Here is a 22,328-nt window from a genome sequence, read left to right as displayed (position 1 = left end):
CAGATACGCAAGAACCCGGGCCCGGCAGTGTGCCGGACCCGGGTTTAGGGTGCTTCAGCGGAGCGCCTGGGTTAGGCGCCTCAGCAGACTGCTCTAGCGGAGCGAGATTCGACGACGGCGGTCGGTTCCGCCGCGCAGGTCCCGGTTGAGCCTGCGGTCACCGTGGTACAGGATCGACTTCCAGTCCACTTCCTCCGCGGTCTTGGGAACCACGAGGGACACCTGCGGCGCCTTGGTCTTGGGCGTAACGTAGAGCCAGTTGACGGCGCCCAGGGCGATGTCCACCACGGAGTTCCAAATGCCGATGTAGGCCTGGATGCAGCTCATGGCCAGCACGGCATTCAGGGTGGCGAAGGCTACGTTGCCCCAGTTTTGCTGCTGCACGTCCCGCCAGATGGTGAGAACGGAGAACGCGACGATTGCGTACGGAATCAGCACATAGATGGCCGGCGCGGCGGTCCGGTCCTTGACCTTGGGGGTGCGGACGAACGGAATCTTGTCACCGGTCAGGCCCTGCTGGAGGGACTTGAGGACGCCGGCCAGGTTCACCGGAAGGAGGATGAGGTTGAAGCCGTAGATCCGGAAAATGTCACTGAACCGGTGGCCACAGTCCCGCAGATCCGAACCCATGCACAGGAAGTAAGGCAAGGCCGCGATGAACACAGCCGGGCTCAGGAGCCTGCTGTCGTAGGGGTAGGCCAGCAGGAACAAAAGTCCGAAGCTGGCCCAGGTGATGGAGGCCATGTAGTTCACGCGCAGGAGCACCTCGCGGATGAGGATCCGTTGGCGCTGCATGCGTCGCTGGGACAACTGGTTCCACAACTTGGGCAGGATCAAGAGGCCGCCGTTGGCCCACCGCCGCCGCTGCACCACCAACGAACCGAAATCCGGTGGGGTGGCGCTATAGCTCAGGCGTTCGGGGTAGTTCACCAAGGTCCAGCCATGGGTTCCCAGGTCGATGCTGGACTCGGTGTCCTCAATGACCGTCCGGTCCTGGATGTAGGTCCGGACCTCGAACCCGCCCACGGTTTCCACTTCAACGATGTCTTCCAAGGCACACTTGCGGATGATCGCGTTGGCTCCCACCCAGAAAGTGGCTCCGTAGTAGGACATGCCCTGGTGCAGGATGTGCTGAATGTCCGTGGTGGCACCGGCGATGCGCTCGATGCGGGTAGGTGCGCCGCGGAACGAGGAGTACGGGGTCTGGGTAACCGCTACGCGCTCGTTGCCGGCCGATTCCAGGAAGTACACCAACCGCAGGCAGTAGTCACGCAACAGGAGGGAATCGGCGTCGAGGGTCAACAGGTAGGTGCTGTCCGGCACCACCAGGTCATCTTCACGCTCGGTGGTGGTGGGCCGCAGCACCACGCTTCCGTCCGTCTGGTCCTTCCGCCACCGCTTGCCCATGAGGGAGATGTACGCGTTGAGGTTCATGGCCTTGTTGGCCTCGTGGGACAGGCTGGCGTAGGCCTTCCGCTCGAACGTGTCCATGCGGACGTTGAAGATCCAGGTAAGGCGCAGGTACAACTGCTCCATGCGCTCCGGGCTCGGCGCCGTCTTTTGGGCCTTCGCCGCCTCCAGTGCCAGCAACACGAGCCGGAGTTCCCGGGCCAGGCCCATGATCACCAGGTCGACAAAGAATTCGTCCACGTGGTCCTGGACCGACTCTGCTTCCGCCATGGCCTCCAGCCACTCCACGGCGGCCTCGTACTCGGCGATCAGCAACTGGAGTTCTTTGGTGGTGGCAGACGGGGCGTCGGAGGTGGCGGGTGAGTGGCCGTAGGCCGCACGGAAACCTTCCAAAGCCTTGTTTGCGCGTTGCGCCGGCCCGGACATGGCTTTCTGGATCTGGCCCGCCAGGGCCCGCGTCTGATCCAGCCGCTGGATCTTTGCCGGGTCCGTGGGGTTGGGGGGATCGTCCAAGAGCAGGACAACGCTCAGATCGGGGAATTCCTGCAATGCCGCGGACCAGAGAGTTCCACGGACCACTCCCGGCTCTTCGGCGTAAGAAGGCACCAGGACGGTAATGCCATCCGAGTAGTCGGTGAAATGATTATCCAATTCACCCCGCGGTACCCGGCGGTGTTCCTTGAATCGGTAAAGTGCCCCTTGGCGCGCCAGGAGGTACATGAGGGCAGAAAAGGTCAAGAAAGTAACTACAACAAGGTAAGAAACCGATTCCAGACCAAAACGGAATCCGGAGTTCGGGTTATCCACGAACTGCCGGATGATGGTGGAAACCACGTAATAAATCCACGAGGCGATCGTAACCAAAATAGCCAAACGGCCCAGGACGATCTTCCGTGACGACGGCGTCGGGTGCACGATAGCGAGCGGCTCCGACCTGCGTTCGGATCCCCACTGCCTCTTGCGTCCCTTGCCTTCCGCTGCTTCTTCCGGCGTTTCCGCCGAATTTCGCGCAAGATCAGGTGAATCAACCAGCTGGTCTGTCATGTTTCCCCATCAGACTGCATTACGGGACGTTGGGCCCGTTGTCCGGTTCGACGTGCGCCTTCTATGCCCCAAGTCACGTCGATTGCCCTTATAGTAATCGACGTTGGGCATCTGTTATTTCCTGTCTCTAAGGGTTGACAGTGCCGGTCTTATTCGGCAGCTCCGCACCACGTTTTGTACCTGCTCCACCTCAAAATTCCCCTCAACGTTTGGGTGTTCCATGTCGAAATATTTCCCGGGGCGGAAGCTCTCCATTGTGAGGCTTTCCGTTCTGTTGCTCCTCCTGGGAGGACTCGTAACTGCTGGAGTTGTTTCATGGCGCAGTTACACGGACACCCGGGCCGCGGCAGCCTCACCCTCTGTATTCGCCGGATACGTGGACGTCACGGCCACCCCGCGGTACGCGTTTGAACAGCCTGTCAATGCCAACGCCAAATCCGTGGTCCTGTCCTTCATCGTGGCCGACGCCAAGGACGGTTGCACCCCGTCGTGGGGCACCTTCTACAGCCTGGACGCGGCAGCTTCACAGTTGGACCTGGACCGCCGCATCGCCAGGCTGCGCCAGTCCGGCGGCAACGTCAGCGTCTCCTTCGGCGGCTTGACCAACAAGGAACTTTCCACTGCCTGCACCGACGAGACCAAGCTCAAAGCTGCCTACGCCAGCGTGGTGGACCGGTACGAACTGACCTCGATCGACCTGGACATTGAGGGTGCCGCCCTGTCAGACAAGGCGGCGTTGGCGCGGCTGGCCAAGTCCGTGGGGGAGCTGCAGAAGGAGAAGGCCTCGGCCAAGGGCCTGGCCGTGTGGCTCACCCTTCCCGTGGCACCCAGCGGACTGACCGCCGAAGGAACGGCCGCAGTGAAGCAGATGCTGGATGCCGGCGTTGACCTGGCCGGCGTGAACATCATGACCATGGACTACGGTGACAGCCGCGTTCCCGGCCAGTCGATGCTCCAGGCTTCCATTGCCGCGGCCGAGGCAACGCACGCCCAGTTGAGCGACGTGTTCAAGGCCGCCAACCAGGACCTCGGCGCCCAGACCCTGTGGCGGAAGATCGGCCTGACCCCCATGATCGGCCAGAACGATGTTGTTGCCGACGTCTTCACCCTGGCCGATGCCCAGGGCCTGCACGACTTCGCCGAGAACAAGGGCGTGGGCCGCATGTCCATGTGGTCCCTGAACCGCGACGCCGAGTGCGGCCCCAACTACCCCACCATCTCCGTGGTCTCTGATGCGTGCAGCGGTGTCTCCCAAGGTGGCGCCCTCTTCTCCGCCGTCCTTGGTGCCGACATTTCGGAGAAGGGTGCCCCGGCCTCCGCGGCGGTTCCTACGGACACCGGCACGGCGAGCGCAGTGGTTGACGATCCCGCCACGAGTCCGTACCCGATCTGGTCGCCCATCGCCACGTACTCCAAATCGGACCGCATTGTCTGGCAGGGCAATGTCTACGAGGCCAAGTGGTGGACCAAGAACGATGTGCCCAACAACCCCGTGGCCAACGGGGCAGCTGCACCATGGACGTTGATCGGCCCGGTCCTTCCCGGAGACAAGCCCCAACCGGAAGTAACTGTCCCGGCGGGGACGTATCCGGAATGGTCGTCCGCCACGGTTTACCGGAAGGGCGACCGGGTCATGTTCGACCAGAAGGTCTTCGAGGCCAAGTGGTGGGTCCAGGCCCAGAGCCCGGAGGCCGCCCTGCAGGGCTCCTCGGACACGGCCTGGACGAAGCTCTCCAACGAGGAACTGGCGAAACTTCTCGCCACCGCTTCACCTAAATAGTGCTCAGCACCTATCGGCATGACGACTGATGCCGATAGGTGCTGATACTCAGGTTGGTTTCACGTATGCTCGCATCAGCGCGAGGCAAGAGGCGCTGTTCGCTTTTGGTGGGGCCACGGTTGAAGGCAGGGGTTCAGTGGCAGAAGTGAAGCTTGGGGTTGGTCCGGTACGCCCAACCGGTTGGCATGGTTTGCCGCTGTTCCTGATCGCTGCGGGCGTCTGCGCCGTGTTGCTCGCCGTCGGTCTGGGTAGCGGGATTGGAAGCACGACGGCGCAACTCGCCGGCGATCTGGCCATCCTTTTGGCTGTGCTCACCGCACTCGCCACGCACGCGCGGGCCGCTTTCAGACGGCGCGGCAACGCAGTGGGCCGCTGGTTCGTGGTGGCCGGGCTGGCTGTGTGGAGCGCGGGACAAACTGCATGGACGGTCAACGGGATCACCCTCGACCACCAGTACCCTTTCCCTTCCTTCGCGGATGTCGGGTTCGTCTGGTACGCCCTGCCAACGGCCATCGGGCTGGTCCTCCTGCTCCGGGGGCAGGGACTGAAGCTGTCGCTGCGGCGAACCATCCTGGATGCCGGTGTGGTTGCCAGCGCCACGTTCTTCATCGCGTGGAGTTCGGTGCTGGGCCCCCTTGCACAGGAATCGAACCAGGACGCCTTTGCCCACATGACGCAGATGGCGTACCCGATGGCTGACGTGTTGATGGTGTCGGTGGTCATTGTCCTGACCATGCGCGCCGCCCGGGGCCGCCGCCTGCCGTGGTTGTGCCTGGGTATCGGCTTCTGGATCCTTGCCATCACCGACCTGACCTACGTCCGCTTCACCCTTGAAGGCATTACGGGGGTCACAGGTTCTCCTTTGGCGTTTGGCTGGGTGATTGCGTTCCTCTTGGTAGCACTGAGCCCGCTGGTCCCGGAAGCAGACCGGCAGCGCAAGGACGGCCGGGCCTATGCTGCGATGCTGGAACTCCTCCCCTACCTCCCCGTCTTCAGCGCTGTGTTCTTCTCGCGCAGCCGCCCCATCGGCACGGACCCGATCCTGCTGGTGACAGGCTTGGTGGTCGTTGCGTTCGTCATCGTGCGGCAGGTGCTGATCGTCGTCGAGAATGTCACGCTGACCCGCGAACTGGAGACGAAAGTCGCCGAACGCACGGCCGAACTCGAGGGCCTGGGTGCGATCGTCAATTCCTCGGGCGATGCGATTGTTGGCAAGACCACCGATGGGATCATCACCAGCTGGAATCCGGGCGCCGAACGGATCTACGGCTACCCGTCGTCGGAGGCCATCGGCCGGAACAGCACCTTCTTCATCCCCGGAGAACTGCTGGTGGAGGAACGCGACGCCATCGCCCTCACCGCAGCCTCCGGCACCATCCAGAATTACGAAACCAAACGCACGCGCCGGGACGGCAAAACCATCCCCGTCTCCATCACCATGTCCCCCGTCCGCGGCCCAGATGGGATCCGCGGTGTAGCAACCATTTCCAGGGACATCACCGAGCGCAGGGCGGCAGAGGCCGAACTCCTGGACGCCCGCGAAGCCGCGCTCGAGGCCAGCCGGCTCAAGTCCGAGTTCCTGGCCACCATGAGCCACGAGATCCGTACCCCGCTCAACGCCGTGATCGGCCTGACCTCCCTCATGATGGACACGGAGCTCAGCGAGGCCCAGCGCCAATACGCCCAGGGCGTGAAGGGCGCCGGCGAAGTGCTCCTGACCCTGATCAACGACATTCTGGACTTCTCCAAGCTGGAGGCCGGGAAAGTGGACCTGGACATCGCCTCCTTCGATCCGCGTGCCTTGGTGGACGAAGTCGCCGGACTGGTGGCCGAGGCAGCGCAGAGCAAGGACCTCGAACTCATTTCCTATTGCCACCCTGACGTTCCAGCGCGGCTCATGGGCGACTCCGGACGCATTCGCCAGATCCTGCTGAACCTGTCCTCCAACGCGGTCAAGTTCACCTCCAGCGGAGAGGTGGAAATCCAGGTGGCGGTCCTTGAACAGGATGGTGAGGACGCCCAACTGCGCTTCGAGGTGCGTGATACGGGGATCGGCATCCGGCCGGAAGACCACCGGCGTCTCTTCGACTCCTTCGCCCAGGCAGACGCGTCCACCACCCGGCGCTACGGCGGGACCGGACTGGGCCTCGCCATTTCCCGAAAGCTCACCGAAGCTATGGGCGGCGACATCGGGCTCGACAGCCGCGTCGGCGTGGGCAGCAAGTTCTGGTTTGTGCTGGACCTGCCAGTCGGTCCGGTTTCCCCGGACACCGTAGCCCTCCCTGCCTCGCTCTCCGGCCGGAAGGTCCTGGTAGTGGACGACAACGCCACCAACCGGCTGGTCCTGGAGAACCAGCTCGCCAGTTGGGGCATGGTGCCGGTCGCCTTCCCCGATGCCCGGAGCGCGCTGGACGAATACCACGCAGCCGCCACCGCGCACACCCCCTATGACCTCGCCGTGGTGGACATGTGCATGCCGGACACCGATGGCCTGGAGCTCGCCCGCAGGATCAAGGCCGAAAGCAACGGAACGCCATCGCCGGGGATCATCCTCCTCACCTCCACCATGGCCGTTGACAAGGCAGACCTCACGTCCGCCGGGATCCGCGAGTACCTCACCAAGCCTGTGCGCAGCTCCGAGTTCTACAACCGGTTGTTAAGGCTCATGGCCACTAAGACGAGTCCACGCACGGCTGCCGAACCAACCGCACCTCAGGTTCCCGTACCAACCCTCCCGCGGCTCGGCACGCTCCTGGTAGCCGAGGACAACGAAGTGAACCAGTTGGTGGCCCGGGGCATGGCGAACCGTCTGGGCTACGACGTGGAAATCGTGGACGACGGCTCGCAAGCTGTCGCTGCCACCCTCACCGGAAAATACGCTGCGGTGTTGATGGACTGCCACATGCCCGTGATGGACGGCTTCGAAGCTACTCGCACCATCCGGGCCCGCGACGCAGGCGCTTACAGGATCCCGATCATCGCCATGACGGCCGGGGCCTTGGACGAAGACCGCGAGCGCTGCTTCGCCGCCGGCATGGACGATTACGTCAGCAAGCCGGTGGATGTGGACAAGCTGGGCGCGGTCCTGGCCAAGTGGGTCCCGGCCGCGCCTGCCAGCGCCGATTCAGGAGAACGTACGACGCCGGATGGTCGGGAGGCGGTGCAACCACCCTTGCGTGCCGGACACCTTCCGGATGCCCCGCCGCAGCAATCGGCGGGCGAACCACCCTCGACTGCGGCAGCACCGGCGTCGGACGTTTCCGCGGTGCTGGACGTTCCAGCGGAACTTGACGGTCCCGCGCCCTTGGACGCCGAGCGGCTGCAACTGCTGCGCGAACTCGGCCCCAGCCTGCTGCCGGCAGCCATTACGGCCTTCCGCGACGAAGCCGAACGCTCCCTTGCCCACCTCAGCAAGGCACTGTCCGCTGGCGACGGCAAGGCCCTGCAACTGGCGGCGCACAAGCTGTCGGGAGCGGCGGGCAACATTGGAGCTGTTGGCGCCGCCGGTCTGGCCAAGGACCTGGAAAAGCTGGGCCGGGAGGACCGCCCGGGGTTGGAAGCCGACGCCACGCCGCTGATTGAACAGTTGAAAGACGAACTCGCCCGGGTTGACCACGCACTCGAGCGGACCTTGTTGGGAGCCCCATGAAAGTCCTGATCGCGGACGACGACCAGATTTCCCGCCTCATCACCAAAGCCGCAGTGGAGCAATCCGGCCATGAGTGCATCGTGGCGCTGGACGGGGACCAGGCCTGGGAGCTGTACCAACTGCACCGTCCTGAAGCGGTGGTCACGGACCTCATGATGCCGGGCATGAACGGACTGGACCTGTGCAGGACCATCCGTTCTGCCGAAGGCGACTCGTACACGTACCTCATTCTGGTCACTTCCCATGGTTCCCGGGACGATGTGCTGGCAGGCATGGAAGCGGGCGCGGACGATTACGTCACCAAACCGCTGGATCCGTTCAACCTGCGCATTCGCCTGCTCGCTGCGCAACGGATCACTTCCCTGCACGCCGATCTGGCCCGGTACCGTTCCGCGTTGACCGAGCAGGCCCGCACCGATCCGCTCACCAAGCTGCATAACAGGTTGAAGCTCACCGAGGACCTGGCAGAACTCCACAGCCTCAGCGACCGCTACGGGCAGGAGTACTGCCTGGCCATGGTGGACGTGGATAACTTCAAGAGCTACAACGACCTTTACGGACACCAGGCGGGAGATGCCGCGCTTGTGGCCATCGCAGCCACGCTCGCCGCGGAGGTGCGGGAGACCGATGGAGTGTACCGATTCGGTGGGGAAGAGTTCCTGCTGGTCCTTCGCGGGCAGGGTGCTTCAAGTGCCGAGGGTGTCATGGAACGCGTCCGCTCGGCCGTGCACGCGCTGGACATCGAACACTCGGGTGATCCGGACGGCGTGCTGACCATCAGCGCGGGGGTCGCCGCGCACAGCCATGAGCACCCTGCCGGAACGGAGAAGCTCCTCAAGGAAGCGGACCTGGCGCTGTATGCGGCGAAGGCCTCGGGCAGGAACCGGGTAACCCTGGCCAGCCCCGGCTCCTCCCCCAACTGACTCAAGACGTTATCCACAAGGCAACGGGAGTGGTTTTCCGGGTACATCTGTCAACACCTAAACTCCAGCGAGCGGCGCGGACGGAGCGCTCTATCACTTTGGAGGGACTGCAATGAGAACTGTTGACATAGATCCGGGACTCGCCCAAAACCGCACTTGGACAAAACCACGACGGCGGTGGTCAGCCTTGGTGGTTGCCTCCGCAGCCGCGTCGCTTGCCTTGGCCTTTGCCCCTGCTGCCCCAGCTTCGGCGACCCCTGCATCAGCTGCCAATACGGGCGCGGTATCGGCCATTCCCACAGCCACCACCACGGTGGCGGCATGCACTAAGAGTGGCGCGACGGGCAGCAATGCAACCACGGTCTACTCGGTCAGTACCACCGTCAACGACAGCGGAGATGACACGAGTGCCATCCAGAACCGCATCAACACCGCAGGGGCAGCAGGTGGTGGCGTGGTCAAACTCGTGGCCGGGACCTACATCATCAACGGCAAACTTCGGATGGCGAACAACGTCAAGCTGGAGGGCGCAGGCCCCACCACGGTCCTTAAGGCGGGCCCGAACTTCCTGTCTACAAGGGGACCGTCAGGCGGCTACCCGATCGTCACCACCAACTACGCGAAGAACACCACCATCAGGAACCTCACCGCAGACCATTCAGGCAACACGCTCGCAGCGAGCGTCACCTTGGACGGGCGCCTGGACGAGTACGTAGTTGACATTCGGGGCGGCTCGAACAACGTGGTGGATGGCGTGCACGTAAAGAATCCCTTCACCTACTCCATCGTCGCCGTCGCCACCACTAAGTTCTGCGTGAAGAACAGCACTACCACCGTTGCGACGAGCGGCAAATACGACCAGCTCGACGGAATCCACGTATTGGACTCGTCCTTTGGCGACGTTACCGGCAACACCATCGACCAGCGCCTCGGAACCGACGGTGACGACGGTCTCGTAGCCCACACCATCAACGGACCCACCCACGACATCAATTACATCGGGAACAAGGTTCGGGGCGGACACCGGGGCAACAGCATGCAACTTGCCGTGGGCAACTACTCCATTTACAACCTGAAGATCGCAGACAACGAGTTCTATGGGGCTCCGTACGGCATCCGCACTGGTTACTACGACAACCGCACTGGGTCCGTTAACGGGGTGACACTGACCGGTAACTACATCCACGACCTGAAGGCAGGTTCCGCGTTCCCCGACGGTAGCTTCGATGCCATCCACATCGGCGACTTTGGCGCCCGCGGCCCGATCACGAACGTGGTCGCAACCAACAACAGGGCGTGCGCAGCCGGAAAGGTCTATGTCGCACCGGGCACCGGCAACGTCAACCAGAACAACACGGTCCAAACAGGAACCTGCTGACCACGAACGAGGACCCTCAGGTCTATGAGGACTCCGCGTGTCGAGTCTCCGGCGTCGAACTGGACCGGACGCCCCCGGGTCGAAGTAAGGCGACGGCGCTCTCAGCGAAATTGCTGGCTCGCTGTCAGAGCCCGTCGATAAAGTGACCACATGAGCCACATCTCCCCCGCACCTGCCGCTGCCACGGAACCGGCGCTTCAGCCTCCTGTCGCCAAGAAGGTCCCCGTCCATCGCGAACACCACGGCGATGTCTTCGTGGACAACTACGAGTGGTTGCGGGACAAGGAGTCCCCCGAGGTCGTGGAGCACCTCAAGGCTGAGAACAGCTACCAAGAGGCCGTTACCGCGCACCAGGAGCCCCTCCGCGAGGCCATGTTCCAGGAGATCAAGGGCCGCACCCAGGAAACCGACCTTTCCGTGCCCAGCCGCAAGGACGGTTGGTGGTACTACAGCCGCTCCGTGGAGGGCAAGGAATACAGCATCCAGTGCCGCGTCCAGGCTGAAGACACCGGAGACCGCGTGGCCGATTGGACGCCGCCATCCGTGGAGCCCGGTGTGTCGATCCCCGGCGAGGAGATCCTCCTGGACGGCAACGTAGAGGCCGAGGGCCAGCCCTTCTTCAGCATCGGCGGGGCCGCCGTAACCGTCGACGGCAACCTCTACGCCTACGCCGTGGACAACGCGGGCGACGAACGTTTCACCCTGCGCATCAAGGACCTCCGCACGGGTGAGCTCCTGCCTGACGTCATCGAGAACATTTTCTACGGCATTGCCTTCTCCCCCGACGGCACCCACCTCTTCTACACAGTGGTGGACGATTCCTGGCGGCCGTACCAGGTGAAGGCCCACGTCCTGGGCACGCCCGTCACCGAGGACGAGGTGCTGTACCAGGAGGACGACGTCGCCATGTGGTTGGGCTTCGAGCTCGCCTCCGACCGGCGTCACCTGGTGCTCAGCATCGGCTGCTCCGAGTTCAGCGAAACGCGCCTGCTCCGCTTCGACGACTACGAAGCCGGCCTCACCACTGTCATATCCCGCGACGAGCACATCCTCTACGAGGCTGAGCCCTTCCTCCTGGACGGTCGCGAAACGCTTCTCCTGACCCACAACAAGGACGCCATCAATTCCATGGTGAGCCTGGTGTATCCGGAAGAACTGGCCAAGCCGCTGGCCGAGCAGGACTGGCGTACCGTCGTCGGGCATTCCGACCAGGTGCGCGTCAACGGTGCCGGAGTGACCGCCACCCACCTGGTGCTGTCCATCCGCAAGGACACGATCGAGCGCGTCCAGGTGCTGCCACTGGAGGGCCTGGGAACTGCCGCGCAGGGCTCACCGGTTGAGCCATCCTTCGACGAGGAGCTGTACACCGCTGGTGTGTCCGGCTCCGACTACAACGCCCCGGTGATCCGCATGGGCTACACGTCCTACTTCACGCCATCGCGGGTCTACGACTTCGTGCTGCCAACCGTTTCGAAGCCGGCCGGCGAATTGCTTCTCCGCAAGGAGAGCCCGGTGCTGGGCGGCTACTCCCCCACCGATTACCTAGCGACGCGCGAATGGGCAACGGCCGACGACGGCACCCGGGTTCCGCTCTCGGTGCTGCGGCACGCTTCGGTACAGCAGGACGGCACGGCAGCGGGCTTGGTGTATGGGTATGGCTCGTACGAAATGAGCATGGACCCCGGCTTTGGGGTGGCCCGCTTGTCCCTGCTGGACCGCGGCATCGTCATGGTGATCGCGCACATCCGCGGCGGCGGCGAACTCGGCCGGCACTGGTACGAGGACGGCAAGAAGCTCACCAAGAAGAACACCTTCACGGACTTCATCGCAGCCACGGACTGGCTCGCTTCCTCGGGGTGGGTTTCTCCAGGGCGGATTGCGGCCATGGGTGGGTCCGCCGGCGGGCTCCTCATGGGTGCCGTGGCAAACCTGGCTCCTGAGAAATACGCGGCCGTGGTGGCACAAGTGCCGTTCGTGGACGCCTTGACTACCATCCTGGACCCGGACCTTCCGCTGTCCGCGCTGGAGTGGGAGGAATGGGGCAACCCGATCCTGGACCCCGAGGCCTACGCGTATATGAAGTCCTACACTCCGTACGAGAACGTGCGATCTGTGGCCTACCCGAAGATCGCGGCCGTGACGTCCTTCAATGACACCCGCGTGCTGTACGTGGAGCCGGCCAAGTGGGTGCAGGCGCTGCGTTCGGCGACCACGGGGTCCGAGCCCATTGTCATGAAGATCGAGATGGACGGCGGACACGGGGGTGCTTCGGGGCGCTACGTGCAGTGGCGCGAACGGGCCTGGGACTACGCATTCGTGGCTGACTCCCTCGGTGCCACCGACCTACTCCCCGGAGCCGGCCTCAAGTAGCGCTCGTGGCACCCAACTGAGTCGCAGTTAAGCGCGTTTTGAGGGCTCAAAACGCGCACAAATGCGACTCAGTTGGGTACTAGCGGGCTCGGAGGATCGCGAAGTAACCCGGGATCACGTCCGGCTTGGACGGGTTGCTCAGAGGTCGTGTCTCGATGCTCGCCTCGCCCTCCTCCACAAGCTCCCAGTCCGCCGCCGGGAAGGCCTTCCGGCGCTGCGCGGCACCAAAGCGGCCCGGCATCGGCAGGCCACGGATGGCCCATTCGAGCGGCGCCGGAATGGAGTCCTTGGTCGCGCCCAGATGGGTCACGTAGTCCACAGGCGTGCCAGGAAAGTTGGTCTCGGCGAGGAACACCATGCCGCGTTGTCCGACGACGGGCAGCAGGTTGGCGGCCAAGGCGGCACGGCCCTTGCGGTCCAGCACGTGGAGCACCCCGCGGATGAACACGTTCGCATCGCCGGAGTACCCCGCCCTGCCCAAGGCCGTCGCCACGGTTCGCGAAGCGTCAGGTACCGTCATGTCGCAGACCCCGTAGCTCGCCGTCGTACTTCCGTCCGATTCCAGCCGTGCCCGCTCCACCGCGTTTTCCGCATAATCCAGGCCGAGGGCGTGCGGGAAATGCCGCGCCAGCGAGCGCGTGAAACTGCCGTTCCCACAACCCACGTCCACGATCGGAAGGGACTGATCGAGCACGGAAAATTTGGGAAGGTAGCCCTCAAGCTCGTGGTCGCTGCCCGAATCCCAGAGGACATCGCCCGCGGCCCCGGTGGAACGGACATTGCCCCAGTACGTGTCCCATGCCGTCAGCGGATCTTTGGGCGCGCTCGAGGAAAGCCGGATCAGGCGTGGAATCAGCAGGTATTTCCGGAAAGCGGAGAGCATTCTCCCAATATAGGGGGCCACACCGCCCTCACCTGCACTTATTCCTCCACCAACCACTCCAGGGCTTCCGTTTGGTCCGTGAAGAATCGGGTAGGGCAGGGTGGCTTCATGATTCCCAGGAAGAAGTTGGCGATGACCCGGTCCACCGGGGACGAACCCCACAGGGCGATCCGGTTGGCCTGACACGGTTTGGCGAAAACCGAGCGGGCACCGCGTGTCACATCGTCCGTGGTGGCCATGTCCACGATCATCGGGTACCGGTCTGCTCCGCAAAGCTCGTTGACCCGGTCCATGGCACGCTGGGCGTCCGCTTCCTTGATCCTGGCTCCGCGCGGCCATGTCAGCCGCAGGATGCCCTGCTCCTCGAGTTCCAGTTGGAAGGTGACCGGTTGAAGGTCTTCCGAAGCGTCTGGGTGCTCCACTGTGCTCCTTGGCGTTGGGTCGGGGCGGGGCAGCCCCAACAGGCACTTTAAGGCTGGCGAATCCCTGGGGCAAGGATGGGGCCGAACGCTCCGACGCATTCTGCGCCGCTGGTCCGCAGCCGGGGCATGCGCTGATAGGGTGTTGCCAAATCTGGTATTTGCCGTGGAACGTAAAGTTGTATCGGAGGGGGCTCAGTGGTTTCGGACAGGGCCGATGTCCAGCAGGTCTCACTCTCCGCCCTGGTGGCGGACTCCGACATCGAACGGCTGACGGTGACCTCTGCTGCGCTGACCGCTGCGGGGTTCCAGGTGTTTCCTGCCTCCAACGCCGCCTCTCTGGCCATCAGCCTGGAACACAACAGCCATTCGGTGGTGGTGCTCGACAACTCGCTGGCACACGGCCTCCGCAGTCCCGGCGTCCCCGTCCTGTTGCTGCTGGACGCCGTTGACCAGGTGGATCTCGAAGAAGTCGAAGCATGGCGCATGGTGGACTATGTCCTCAATCCGGTCCGCCCCGAGGAACTGGTTTACCGCGTCAACACGCTTATCGGCCGTTCCAAGGAACGGGCCCGTACCCGCGGCGAAGTGGAAACCCTGCGCGAAAGCCTCCGCAACGTCTCCTCCGCCATCCGGGAAACCAACGATCCCCAACTCATTGCCGACCTCGTGGTCCGCGGCTTCGGCGAAGCCCTGGCTGTTGACCATGTGTGGTTCGCAACGTTCCGCGACGAACGGGTTCCCTCCATCCGCGCCCAATGGAACCGCGCCGGCGTCGCGCAACTGCCCGCGAAGCTGGGCGAAATGGAGAGTGCCATCATGGGCCTCGCCAACAAGCTCTGGACCCAGGCGGATGTCCGGGCCATCCTGGACCACCGGACGGAACCCGATTCACGCATCACTGCGGCGCTGCGTGAATGGTCGCCCGAGCTCAGTCCCGTATCCTCGGTGATCCTTCCCGTTGGTGAGGGTGCTTCTGCTTTGGGCGTCATCCTCCTGGCCACTGAAGAGGCGAGCCACGAGTGGACGCGCCCGGAAATCAACCTCATGCAGCACGTTGCCGGGAACGTTGCACACGGCCTCATCCAAGGCCACCTGATCAGCGCCCAGCAACGGGTTCTCCATCAACTGCGGCAGCTCGACAAAGCCAAGACGGACTTCCTGGCCACGGTGAACCATGAGTTGCGTACTCCCCTGACCTCCATTACCGCCTACCTCGACATGATCCGTGACGGCTCGGGCGGTCCCGTGCCGGACGGCATCAGGAAAATGCTGGATGTCATCGCCCGGAATTCGGACAGGCTGCGGCGGCTTATCGAAGACATGCTCACGGTGTCCATGCAGGACGGCAGCAACCTGGACCTGAAACCCGTGGACATCGCCAAGCTGCTGCAGGTGGTGGTTGCCACGCTGCGTCCGCTTGCGGAATCGCGGCACGTCGCCATCTCCTATGTGGAGGCCTCCGAAGACATCGAGGTGACAGCGGACGAGGCCAAGCTGGAACAGGTGTTCACCAACATCGTTGCCAACGCCATCAAGTTCACGCCCGAGGGTGGCCGGGTGGGCATCACGAGTGTTCTGGCGGCCACCGAGGATGGCGGCCAAGCGGCCCTCGTCCAAATCGAAGACACCGGGCTGGGCATCCCCGAGCACGATCTCCCGCACATCTTCACGCGCTTCTACCGCGCCTCCAATGCGACGGCAGCGGCTGTCCCCGGAAGCGGCCTGGGATTGGCCATCGCCCAGGACATCGTCAGCAGGCACATGGGTCGCTTGGACCTGGACTCGACGCTTGGGGCCGGGACCACCGTGTCCGTGGAACTGCCCGTCGGGGGACCCTAGCTTGTGACAAGACTGTCAACCATGGCAGCCCGCCCTGACGCGGATCGTCACTAATCCGCGACACATGCCGAAACAAAACTGATGCCCCGGGTGGTAACCCGGGGCATCAATTTGCGTCATGGGGCCTTTACAGGCGTCCCCCCAATTAGTTCGGCCACCAACCGATGCTGGTGGTGTTGGTCTTGGTGGTGACGCTGTTCGGCCACCAGCCGATTGCCGTGCTGTCCTGCGAAGGCTCGGCGTTGGCCGGAGCAGCAAAGCCTGTTACCGCCAAGACTGCTGCCATGAGCAGTGTTGCCGCAAATTTCTTCATTCGCTGTGCCCTTTCGTTCTGATGCGAATTTCTTGTTCGTGACTTGAATAAAGTCACGGGGCAAACTATACGAGCTTTTCTTCCGCAATAACATGGATAATGGCCTCATGCAGAGTCCCCAACTAACGCCAGTGGTCGTAGCCGGACTCAACGCACGCGCCAAGTGGAAGGAACGCGACTTCGACGAAGCCTTCCGGCTGGCCGGCGAAGCCGCCGATCTGGCCACATCGGCCGGTGATGATGATGCCTGGTGGAACATGCTCTACCTGCAGGCAGAGTGCCGCCGCGACCAAGGACGGATCGAGGAATACCTCAAACTTGCAACGGCCCTCAATGACCTTCCCCTGACCGCGTCCTCTGCCGAACGCGGCGCCATGGCGGGAACCATGGTGGCTGTCGCCCTGCAGGGACTCGGACGCCTGGCCGAAGCCGCTGCCATGGCCTCGGACGCCGCGAAACTTGCCGCCGGGGATCCGGACCTGCTGTATGTGCAGATCCTGGCCCAGCGTGCCCTCATCGCCTCGCTTGCAGAAAGCAGGATGCTGGAAGACGCGTGGCGCGAGTGCCTGGAACTCGAGAACCTGCTGGCCGACGTGGACGAAGACACAGCAGGCAAGGGCTATTGGGTGATCGGCAACGTCGCCTTCCTCGCGGACAGGGTTTCCGACGGCGGCCTCTACCACGATCTCGCGGCCGAAAGGCTGTCCCCTTCCAAGGACGTGGACCTGTGGGCACGGTTCAACCGGGCATCCGCCGAAATGCGCCTCCAAGCCAAACTGAGCGACGCCGCTACCCTGCGCTGCATCGAAAGGGCCGAGCTGGCCACGGACATCGTGGGCGGCTCGGAAAGGGACCACCTGGAGATGTCACTGGTCCGGGCGCGCTGGAACTATCTCAACCAGGACATGCCCGCCGCCCTGGCCATCCTGGAGCCGCTGTGCAACCGTTCCTCCGTCCTGGCCACCCAGACCGCAGCCGAGGCGCATTTCCTGCTGGGCCGAACCCTGCTGGCCCTGGGACGGCAGCAAGAGGCCCAGGCAACCTTCGACGAATCGGCCGCATTGTTCGAGCAGGCAGCCCTCCCGGAACGCAGCTCTGCCGTTCACGAGTATCTCCGCGATAATGTTGGGCGTACCGCAGATGAGCGAGGCGGACCGCACGGGGGGTGAGCATGTCCGAGGAGAAGTCTGACGCCGGCAACGATCCGCGTCTGGGGTTGCTCCTGGAAGGCATCATCAAACTGGCCGCCGGAGATCTCGACGCCCGTATTGAAGTCTCCGATGCCCGGGACGAGATCGATGCCGTCATCATGGGGACCAACCTCCTGGCCGAGGACCTCCAGATCATCTACGCCGAGCTCGAAGAGCGCGTAGCGGCCAGGACCAAGCAGCTGCACGAGGCTCACCGCGAGATGCAGCACATGGCCATGACAGACTCCCTCACCGGGCTCAACAACCGCTCGGCCTTCACCTCCGCCCTGACCGATGCCCAGGAACGCGCCCGCAACGGCGGGCAACGGCCCGCCATCCTGCTCCTGGACATGAACGGCTTCAAGGGCATCAACGACTCCCTCGGCCACACCATCGGTGACCAGGTGCTGGAAATCGTGGCCCAGCGGATCAGCGGAGCAGTCCGGGAAGAGGACATGGTGGCCCGCATGGGCGGCGACGAGTTCGCCGTCCTGCTGCGCGACGTGACCCCGGCGATCGCCAATTCCATCGGCAACCGGGTGCTTGCCGCCGTCGACGGCATCATGGAAATCGAGGGGCACCACCTCCGCTGCGGCGCCAGCATGGGCCTTCGAATGGCGCAGCCGGAGCAGACGGCCCAAGTACTCATGATGGAAGCCGACATCGCCATGTACGAGTCCAAGGCCGAGGGCCGTGGGCGCTTGAAGGTGTTCAAGCAGGAGATGCTGCACGCCCGCCAGCTCCGCAACCAGCTGGTCAGCGAACTCAAGGAAGCCATCACCGGCTCACAACTGGTGCTGTTCTACCAGCCGATCATCCGGCTTGATACGCGCGGGATCGAAGGCGTGGAAGCTCTGGTCCGGTGGAACCACCCCACCCGCGGCATGGTGATGCCGGACGAGTTCATCCCCATCGCCGAGGAAACGGGGATGATTTCCGAACTGGGCACCTGGGTGCTGCGCACCGCCGTCGAGCAGTTGCAGCAGTGGCGCAGCGACCCCCTTACCGCCCACCACGATTTCAATATGCGCATCAACGTCTCCGCGGCGGACCTCCAGCGGCTGGAGTTCGTAGAGGACGTCCGGGATGCATTGAGCTCGGCGGGCCTGGACCCGTCCCAGTTGGTCCTGGAGTTGACCGAGTCAGCAGTGATCCAGGGCAACGACCTTGACCGGTACACGCTCAAGGCCCTGGAGCGCTTGGGCGTCGGCATGGAGATCGACGATTTCGGCACCGGCTACTCCTCCATCGACTACCTCCGGCGACTGCCCGTGCATGCGGTCAAGGTGGACCGTTCCCTGCTCTCGGCCCTCGGCAGCGACCCTTCGCAGCCGGCACTGCTTGCCGCGGTGCTGCAACTCATCCGGGCATGCGGCCTGGGTGCCGTGTGGGAGGGCATCGAAACCGAGGACCAGGCCGAGTACTTGCTCAGCATTGGCTGTACCAGCGGCCAGGGCTATTTCTTCAGTCGTCCCCTGCCCGAGGCGCAGCTCACCGAACAGCTCAGGCACCATAAGGCGTGGCCGGTCCGGGATTGAGCCTGCGGCCTGTTGGCGGACGACGGCGGCGGGCCGGGTTGGGTGCGTTGCCGCACGACGGCGGCGGCCCGGGTTCGGCGCGTTGCCGCACGACGACGGCGGGCCGGGGTTCGGCGCGTCGCAGGCGTCCTTTTGGTTTTGCTAATGGGGCGCGACGGCGTCCTGGCTGTTCGCGACCCTGCGTGCCCGCCATTCGGAGTCCAGGATCGCGTAGATGTTTTCCGAAGCCCATTGGCCCTTGTAGTGCCAGATGTCCACGAGCGTGGCTTCAAGGCGCATACCGATTCGTTGGCAAATTCCCGCTGAGCCGGCATTTAGCGCGTCAAGCTTCGCGTCCACCCGATGGAAGGCCAGGAGTCCGAAGGCCAAGTCCAGCACGGCCTCGGCCGCTTCGGTGGCGATCCCTTGGCCCCTCGCGTCCGGGTGCAGGATCCATCCGATCTCCGCCTGCCCGGGACCTTCCAACCATTTCAGCACCACTTCGCCCAGGAGTCCCGGCTTGTCCTGCCGCTCGATGGCCAGGCACACCCAGTCCCCTTCCTGCTTGAACTCGAAGTTGGCGTAGCGTCCCAGCACCTCCATGGATTTGGTCTTGCTCAGCTCGGGGCGCAGCAGGAACCGTGCGGTCTCGGGCAGGGATTGGTAACCGTGGAAGCGCTCAAGGTCTTCAGCTTCGAAGCGCCTGAGGATGAGTCGTTCAGTGAGGATGGGAAGCTCAATGTCGGGCATGCCTCCGAGGCTACAGTGTTCGCCAGAAGCGGTGTCCAATCGTTGGCATCCGGGCACGGACCCCACCGCGCATCCCAGTCCCTTTCCTGTCATTTTTCCGGCCTGCTTCACCGCCCGAATCCTCGTCCAGTCTTGACAGTTCGCCCGATCTGGGATTACCTAATGAACATTCGGTAAATAAAGCTGGAGGCAATGACGCATGGTTGAAACAACCCTCTCCGGTGCTTCGCACCACATCCTGACCAACGACTACGCGTCCGAATGGATGGGCATAGAGGTCCTCAAGCTCGACGACGGCCACGCCACCATCCGCATGAAGCTCCGGCAGGAAATGCTCAACGGCTTCGGCATGGCCCACGGCGGAATGATCTTCGCCTTCGGTGACACCGCCTTCGCCCTGGCCTGCAACCCGGCCAACCCCACGCCCGAGGAAGCCGCCACCATCACGGTGGCCTCCGGCGTCGACATCAACTTCATGAAGCCGGCCTTCGAAGGCCAGGTGATTACCGCCGTCGCGAACCGCCGCGCGAGTACCGGCCGCAGCGGACTGTATGACATCCAGCTCTACGCCGCCGACCCGGCTGACTCCCCCTCCACAGACGCGCCCGGCGAACTCATCGCAGAGTTCCGTGGCCGCAGCCGCACCATCTCCAAGAAGTAGGAAGCTCATGACACAGAACACCGTCGCCTCACCGACTGCGTCCACGTCCGATGCCGTGCTGGACCGCGAGGAAACCATGTCCCGCGACGAACTGGAGGCCCTGCAGCTCACCCGCCTCCAGCACACCGTCGCCTACGCCTACGACCGCGTGCCGCTGTACAAGCGCAAGTTCGATGAGGCAGGCGTGCACCCCACGGACCTCCGCGAGCTCGGCGACCTCGGCAAGTTCCCCTTCACCACCAAAGAGGACCTGCGACTGGAGTATCCGTTCGGCATGTTCGCCGTTCCGCAGGACCAGGTGGCCCGCATCCACGCGAGCTCCGGAACCACGGGCCGGCCCACCGTGGTTGGCTACACCAAGACGGACCTCGCCAACTGGGGCACGCTGGTGGCACGCTCCCTGCGCGCCTCCGGCGTCCGTCCCGGAATGAAGGTCCACAACGCCTACGGCTACGGCCTCTTCACCGGCGGCCTGGGCGCCCACGCCGGAGCCGAAGCCCTCGGTTGCACGGTCATCCCGATGTCCGGCGGCCAGACAGAACGCCAGATCCAGCTCATCCAGGATTTCAAACCGGACGCCATCCTTGCCACGCCCACGTACCTGCTGACCATCGCGGACGCCATGGCCCACATGGGCATCGATCCCACGTCCACCTCGCTCAAGTACGCGGTACTGGGTGCCGAGCCGTGGACCGAGGAGATGCGGCACGAGCTGGAAACCACCATGAACATCAAGGCCTCGGACATCTATGGACTGTCGGAGGTCATGGGCCCGGGCGTCGCAGGCGAAGCCGTCGAAACCCAGGACGGCTGCCACATCTGGGAGGACCACTTCCGTCCCGAAATCATCGACCCGTTCGACCACTCCACCGTCCTGGGCGATGGCGAACCCGGCGAACTGGTTTTCACGTCCTTGACCAAGGAAGCGCTGCCGATCATCCGGTACCGCACCAAGGACCTCACCCGTCTGCTCCCCGGCACGGCCCGCCCCGCACACCGACGCATGGGACGCATCACCGGCCGCAGCGATGACATGATCATCCTGCGCGGCGTGAACCTCTTCCCGTCCCAGATCGAGGAAATCGCGTTGCGGATCCCGGAGCTCAGCCCCCACTTCCAGCTGGAAATCACCCGGCCCGAGGGCAAGCGCATGGATTCGCTGACAGTCCGGATCGAGCGCCGCGAAACCGTCCCGGTCGAGGCAGGCACGACGGCGGCCCACACCTTGCGCGAGCAAATCAAGATCCACGTTGGGTCCTCTTGCGTGGTTGACGTGGTGGAACCCGGCTCGCTTGAACGGTCCAACGGGAAACTCCGCCGGATCTACGACCTTCGCCCCAAAGGCTGACGTTCTTCCTCGCGGCTTCGCATGTTTGCCCTGACATGCGAAGTCGCTGAACGGCAGTCACGCCCAGAGAACGTGAGAAGATGCCACCATGCCTAGTGAGACCACAGCCAAGCGCGGACGGCCCGGCTACGACCAGCAGTCGGTGCTCCGCATCGCCGTCGACGTCTTCAACCGCCACGGATACGACGCAACGTCCATGGGCATCCTGGCCGAGAACCTGGGGATCTCCAAGTCAGCCATCTACCACCACGTGCCCTCCAAGGGCGACCTCCTGAAGCTTGCCCTGGACCACGCGCTCGGCGGTCTTGAAGCAATCCTGGAGCAGCCCGCCGCGTTGACCGGCCCGGCTGACTCCCGCCTGGAATTCGTGCTCCGCCAGACCATCGCCGTACTGGTGGATCGGCTGCCCTTCGTGACCCTGCTGCTTCGCTTGCGGGGCAACACGGACATCGAGCGCGATGCCCTGGAACGTCGCCGCGCGTTCGACCACAAAGTGGCCGCGCTGATTTCCGCGGCCCGTGAGGACGGCTCGCTGCGTCAGGACATCGATCCCCGCACCGTCACGCGACTCTTGTTCGGCACCATCAACTCGATCGTGGAGTGGTACAAGCCCGGCGGTTCGCTGTCCCCGGAGAAGCTCGCCGACGACGTCATCACCATGGCCTTCGACGGCCTCCACGCCGCCGCCTGACCCTCTCTCACCCAACCGCCCCTTTTGGTGCTCCCTCTCTCACCCAACCGCCCATTTTGTTGCTCTGCGGTCGTCAAGTTTCTGAGACAGGTTCGTTGTTTGTTTTGGTTAGGCGGCCAGGGGTTGCCGGGCGCGGGTTTGGTAGTTGGTGTGTGCTTTG

General features: G+C 63.9%; 16 protein-coding genes. 11 read left to right on the top strand and 5 right to left on the bottom strand.

Annotation, left to right across the window (positions count from 1 at the left end; all coding sequences use genetic code 11):
- Positions 1–93 precede the first annotated feature (93 nt).
- A complete protein-coding gene (locus tag ACIPY3_RS00080) occupies positions 94–2,454 on the bottom strand; it encodes a glycosyltransferase family 2 protein (protein WP_400328524.1) in 2,361 nt (786 codons plus the stop codon).
- A 256-nt stretch (positions 2,455–2,710) separates the two neighbouring features.
- Here ACIPY3_RS00080 and ACIPY3_RS00075 point away from each other — a divergent pair, with 256 nt between their 5' ends.
- From ACIPY3_RS00075 to ACIPY3_RS00055, 5 genes are all read left to right on the top strand, one after another.
- Positions 2,711–4,234 (top strand): chitinase, encoded by a 1,524-nt coding sequence (locus ACIPY3_RS00075; protein ID WP_400328521.1) that lies wholly within the window; start codon positions 2,711–2,713, stop codon positions 4,232–4,234.
- 136 nt (positions 4,235–4,370) lie between these two features.
- Positions 4,371–7,883: a response regulator gene (locus ACIPY3_RS00070; protein ID WP_400328517.1), complete on the top strand. Its 3,513-nt coding sequence runs from the start codon at positions 4,371–4,373 to the stop codon at positions 7,881–7,883.
- Positions 7,880–8,806 carry a diguanylate cyclase gene (locus ACIPY3_RS00065; protein ID WP_400328512.1) on the top strand — a complete coding sequence of 309 codons (927 nt, stop codon included), beginning with the start codon at positions 7,880–7,882 and terminating at the stop codon, positions 8,804–8,806. The genes ACIPY3_RS00070 and ACIPY3_RS00065 overlap by 4 nt, the downstream gene beginning before the upstream one ends.
- Before the next feature lie 112 nt (positions 8,807–8,918).
- Positions 8,919–10,184 carry a hypothetical protein gene (locus tag ACIPY3_RS00060; protein ID WP_400328507.1) on the top strand — a complete coding sequence of 422 codons (1,266 nt, stop codon included), beginning with the start codon at positions 8,919–8,921 and terminating at the stop codon, positions 10,182–10,184.
- A gap of 150 nt (positions 10,185–10,334) precedes the next feature.
- The gene (locus tag ACIPY3_RS00055) at positions 10,335–12,554 is read left to right on the top strand and encodes a S9 family peptidase (protein WP_400328504.1); all 2,220 of its coding nucleotides are present in this window, start codon (positions 10,335–10,337) and stop codon (positions 12,552–12,554) included.
- Positions 12,555–12,633: 79 nt separating this feature from the next.
- Here the strand turns inward: ACIPY3_RS00055 and ACIPY3_RS00050 are convergent, their stop codons facing one another.
- Positions 12,634–13,437: a class I SAM-dependent methyltransferase gene (locus ACIPY3_RS00050; RefSeq protein ID WP_400328501.1), complete on the bottom strand. Its 804-nt coding sequence runs from the start codon at positions 13,435–13,437 to the stop codon at positions 12,634–12,636.
- 38 nt (positions 13,438–13,475) lie between these two features.
- The gene (locus ACIPY3_RS00045) at positions 13,476–13,859 is read right to left on the bottom strand and encodes an STAS/SEC14 domain-containing protein (protein WP_400328498.1); all 384 of its coding nucleotides are present in this window, start codon (positions 13,857–13,859) and stop codon (positions 13,476–13,478) included.
- A gap of 195 nt (positions 13,860–14,054) precedes the next feature.
- On the opposite strand from ACIPY3_RS00045, the gene ACIPY3_RS00040 reads away from it, so the two are divergent.
- Entirely contained in the window at positions 14,055–15,698 is a 1,644-nt protein-coding gene (locus ACIPY3_RS00040; RefSeq protein WP_400328495.1) for an ATP-binding protein, read from the top strand.
- Between the two features lie 145 nt (positions 15,699–15,843).
- Here the strand turns inward: ACIPY3_RS00040 and ACIPY3_RS00035 are convergent, their stop codons facing one another.
- Positions 15,844–16,011, bottom strand: coding sequence for a hypothetical protein (locus tag ACIPY3_RS00035; RefSeq protein ID WP_021473873.1), 168 nt, complete (start codon positions 16,009–16,011; stop codon positions 15,844–15,846).
- A 107-nt stretch (positions 16,012–16,118) separates the two neighbouring features.
- Here ACIPY3_RS00035 and ACIPY3_RS00030 point away from each other — a divergent pair, with 107 nt between their 5' ends.
- Positions 16,119–17,180 (top strand): hypothetical protein, encoded by a 1,062-nt coding sequence (locus ACIPY3_RS00030; RefSeq protein ID WP_400328492.1) that lies wholly within the window; start codon positions 16,119–16,121, stop codon positions 17,178–17,180.
- 2 nt (positions 17,181–17,182) lie between these two features.
- The gene (locus ACIPY3_RS00025; protein ID WP_400328489.1) at positions 17,183–18,739 is read left to right on the top strand and encodes a putative bifunctional diguanylate cyclase/phosphodiesterase; all 1,557 of its coding nucleotides are present in this window, start codon (positions 17,183–17,185) and stop codon (positions 18,737–18,739) included.
- Between the two features lie 141 nt (positions 18,740–18,880).
- Here the strand turns inward: ACIPY3_RS00025 and ACIPY3_RS00020 are convergent, their stop codons facing one another.
- Complete coding sequence (locus tag ACIPY3_RS00020; RefSeq protein WP_400328486.1) at positions 18,881–19,468, bottom strand: GNAT family N-acetyltransferase; 588 nt, start codon at positions 19,466–19,468, stop codon at positions 18,881–18,883.
- Positions 19,469–19,667: 199 nt separating this feature from the next.
- Here ACIPY3_RS00020 and ACIPY3_RS00015 point away from each other — a divergent pair, with 199 nt between their 5' ends.
- The 3 genes from ACIPY3_RS00015 (at position 19,668) to ACIPY3_RS00005 (ending at position 22,168) form a co-directional block, all read left to right on the top strand.
- The gene (locus tag ACIPY3_RS00015; protein WP_400328483.1) at positions 19,668–20,129 is read left to right on the top strand and encodes a hotdog fold thioesterase; all 462 of its coding nucleotides are present in this window, start codon (positions 19,668–19,670) and stop codon (positions 20,127–20,129) included.
- A 7-nt stretch (positions 20,130–20,136) separates the two neighbouring features.
- Entirely contained in the window at positions 20,137–21,477 is a 1,341-nt protein-coding gene (gene paaK, locus ACIPY3_RS00010) for a phenylacetate--CoA ligase PaaK (RefSeq protein ID WP_400328480.1), read from the top strand.
- Positions 21,478–21,565: 88 nt separating this feature from the next.
- Positions 21,566–22,168: a TetR/AcrR family transcriptional regulator gene (locus tag ACIPY3_RS00005; RefSeq protein ID WP_397325481.1), complete on the top strand. Its 603-nt coding sequence runs from the start codon at positions 21,566–21,568 to the stop codon at positions 22,166–22,168.
- Positions 22,169–22,328: the final 160 nt, after the last annotated feature.

This window comes from Paenarthrobacter sp. NPDC089714 (assembly GCF_044748905.1).
GTDB lineage: Bacteria > Actinomycetota > Actinomycetes > Actinomycetales > Micrococcaceae > Arthrobacter.
The sequence above is the reverse complement of the archived record's forward strand: the minus strand, read 5'-3'. Positions and strand labels throughout refer to the sequence as shown.

Coding starts and splice junctions, on each gene's coding strand:
- ACIPY3_RS00025 (WP_400328489.1), top strand. CDS start 17,183: ATGTCCGAGGAGAAGTCTGACGCCGGCAACGATCCGCGTCTGGGGTTG.
- ACIPY3_RS00035 (WP_021473873.1), bottom strand. CDS start 16,011: ATGAAGAAATTTGCGGCAACACTGCTCATGGCAGCAGTCTTGGCGGTA.
- ACIPY3_RS00065 (WP_400328512.1), top strand. CDS start 7,880: ATGAAAGTCCTGATCGCGGACGACGACCAGATTTCCCGCCTCATCACC.
- paaK (WP_400328480.1), top strand. CDS start 20,137: ATGACACAGAACACCGTCGCCTCACCGACTGCGTCCACGTCCGATGCC.
- ACIPY3_RS00005 (WP_397325481.1), top strand. CDS start 21,566: ATGCCTAGTGAGACCACAGCCAAGCGCGGACGGCCCGGCTACGACCAG.
- ACIPY3_RS00030 (WP_400328492.1), top strand. CDS start 16,119: ATGCAGAGTCCCCAACTAACGCCAGTGGTCGTAGCCGGACTCAACGCA.
- ACIPY3_RS00015 (WP_400328483.1), top strand. CDS start 19,668: ATGGTTGAAACAACCCTCTCCGGTGCTTCGCACCACATCCTGACCAAC.
- ACIPY3_RS00020 (WP_400328486.1), bottom strand. CDS start 19,468: ATGCCCGACATTGAGCTTCCCATCCTCACTGAACGACTCATCCTCAGG.
- ACIPY3_RS00060 (WP_400328507.1), top strand. CDS start 8,919: ATGAGAACTGTTGACATAGATCCGGGACTCGCCCAAAACCGCACTTGG.
- ACIPY3_RS00055 (WP_400328504.1), top strand. CDS start 10,335: ATGAGCCACATCTCCCCCGCACCTGCCGCTGCCACGGAACCGGCGCTT.
- ACIPY3_RS00050 (WP_400328501.1), bottom strand. CDS start 13,437: ATGCTCTCCGCTTTCCGGAAATACCTGCTGATTCCACGCCTGATCCGG.
- ACIPY3_RS00080 (WP_400328524.1), bottom strand. CDS start 2,454: ATGACAGACCAGCTGGTTGATTCACCTGATCTTGCGCGAAATTCGGCG.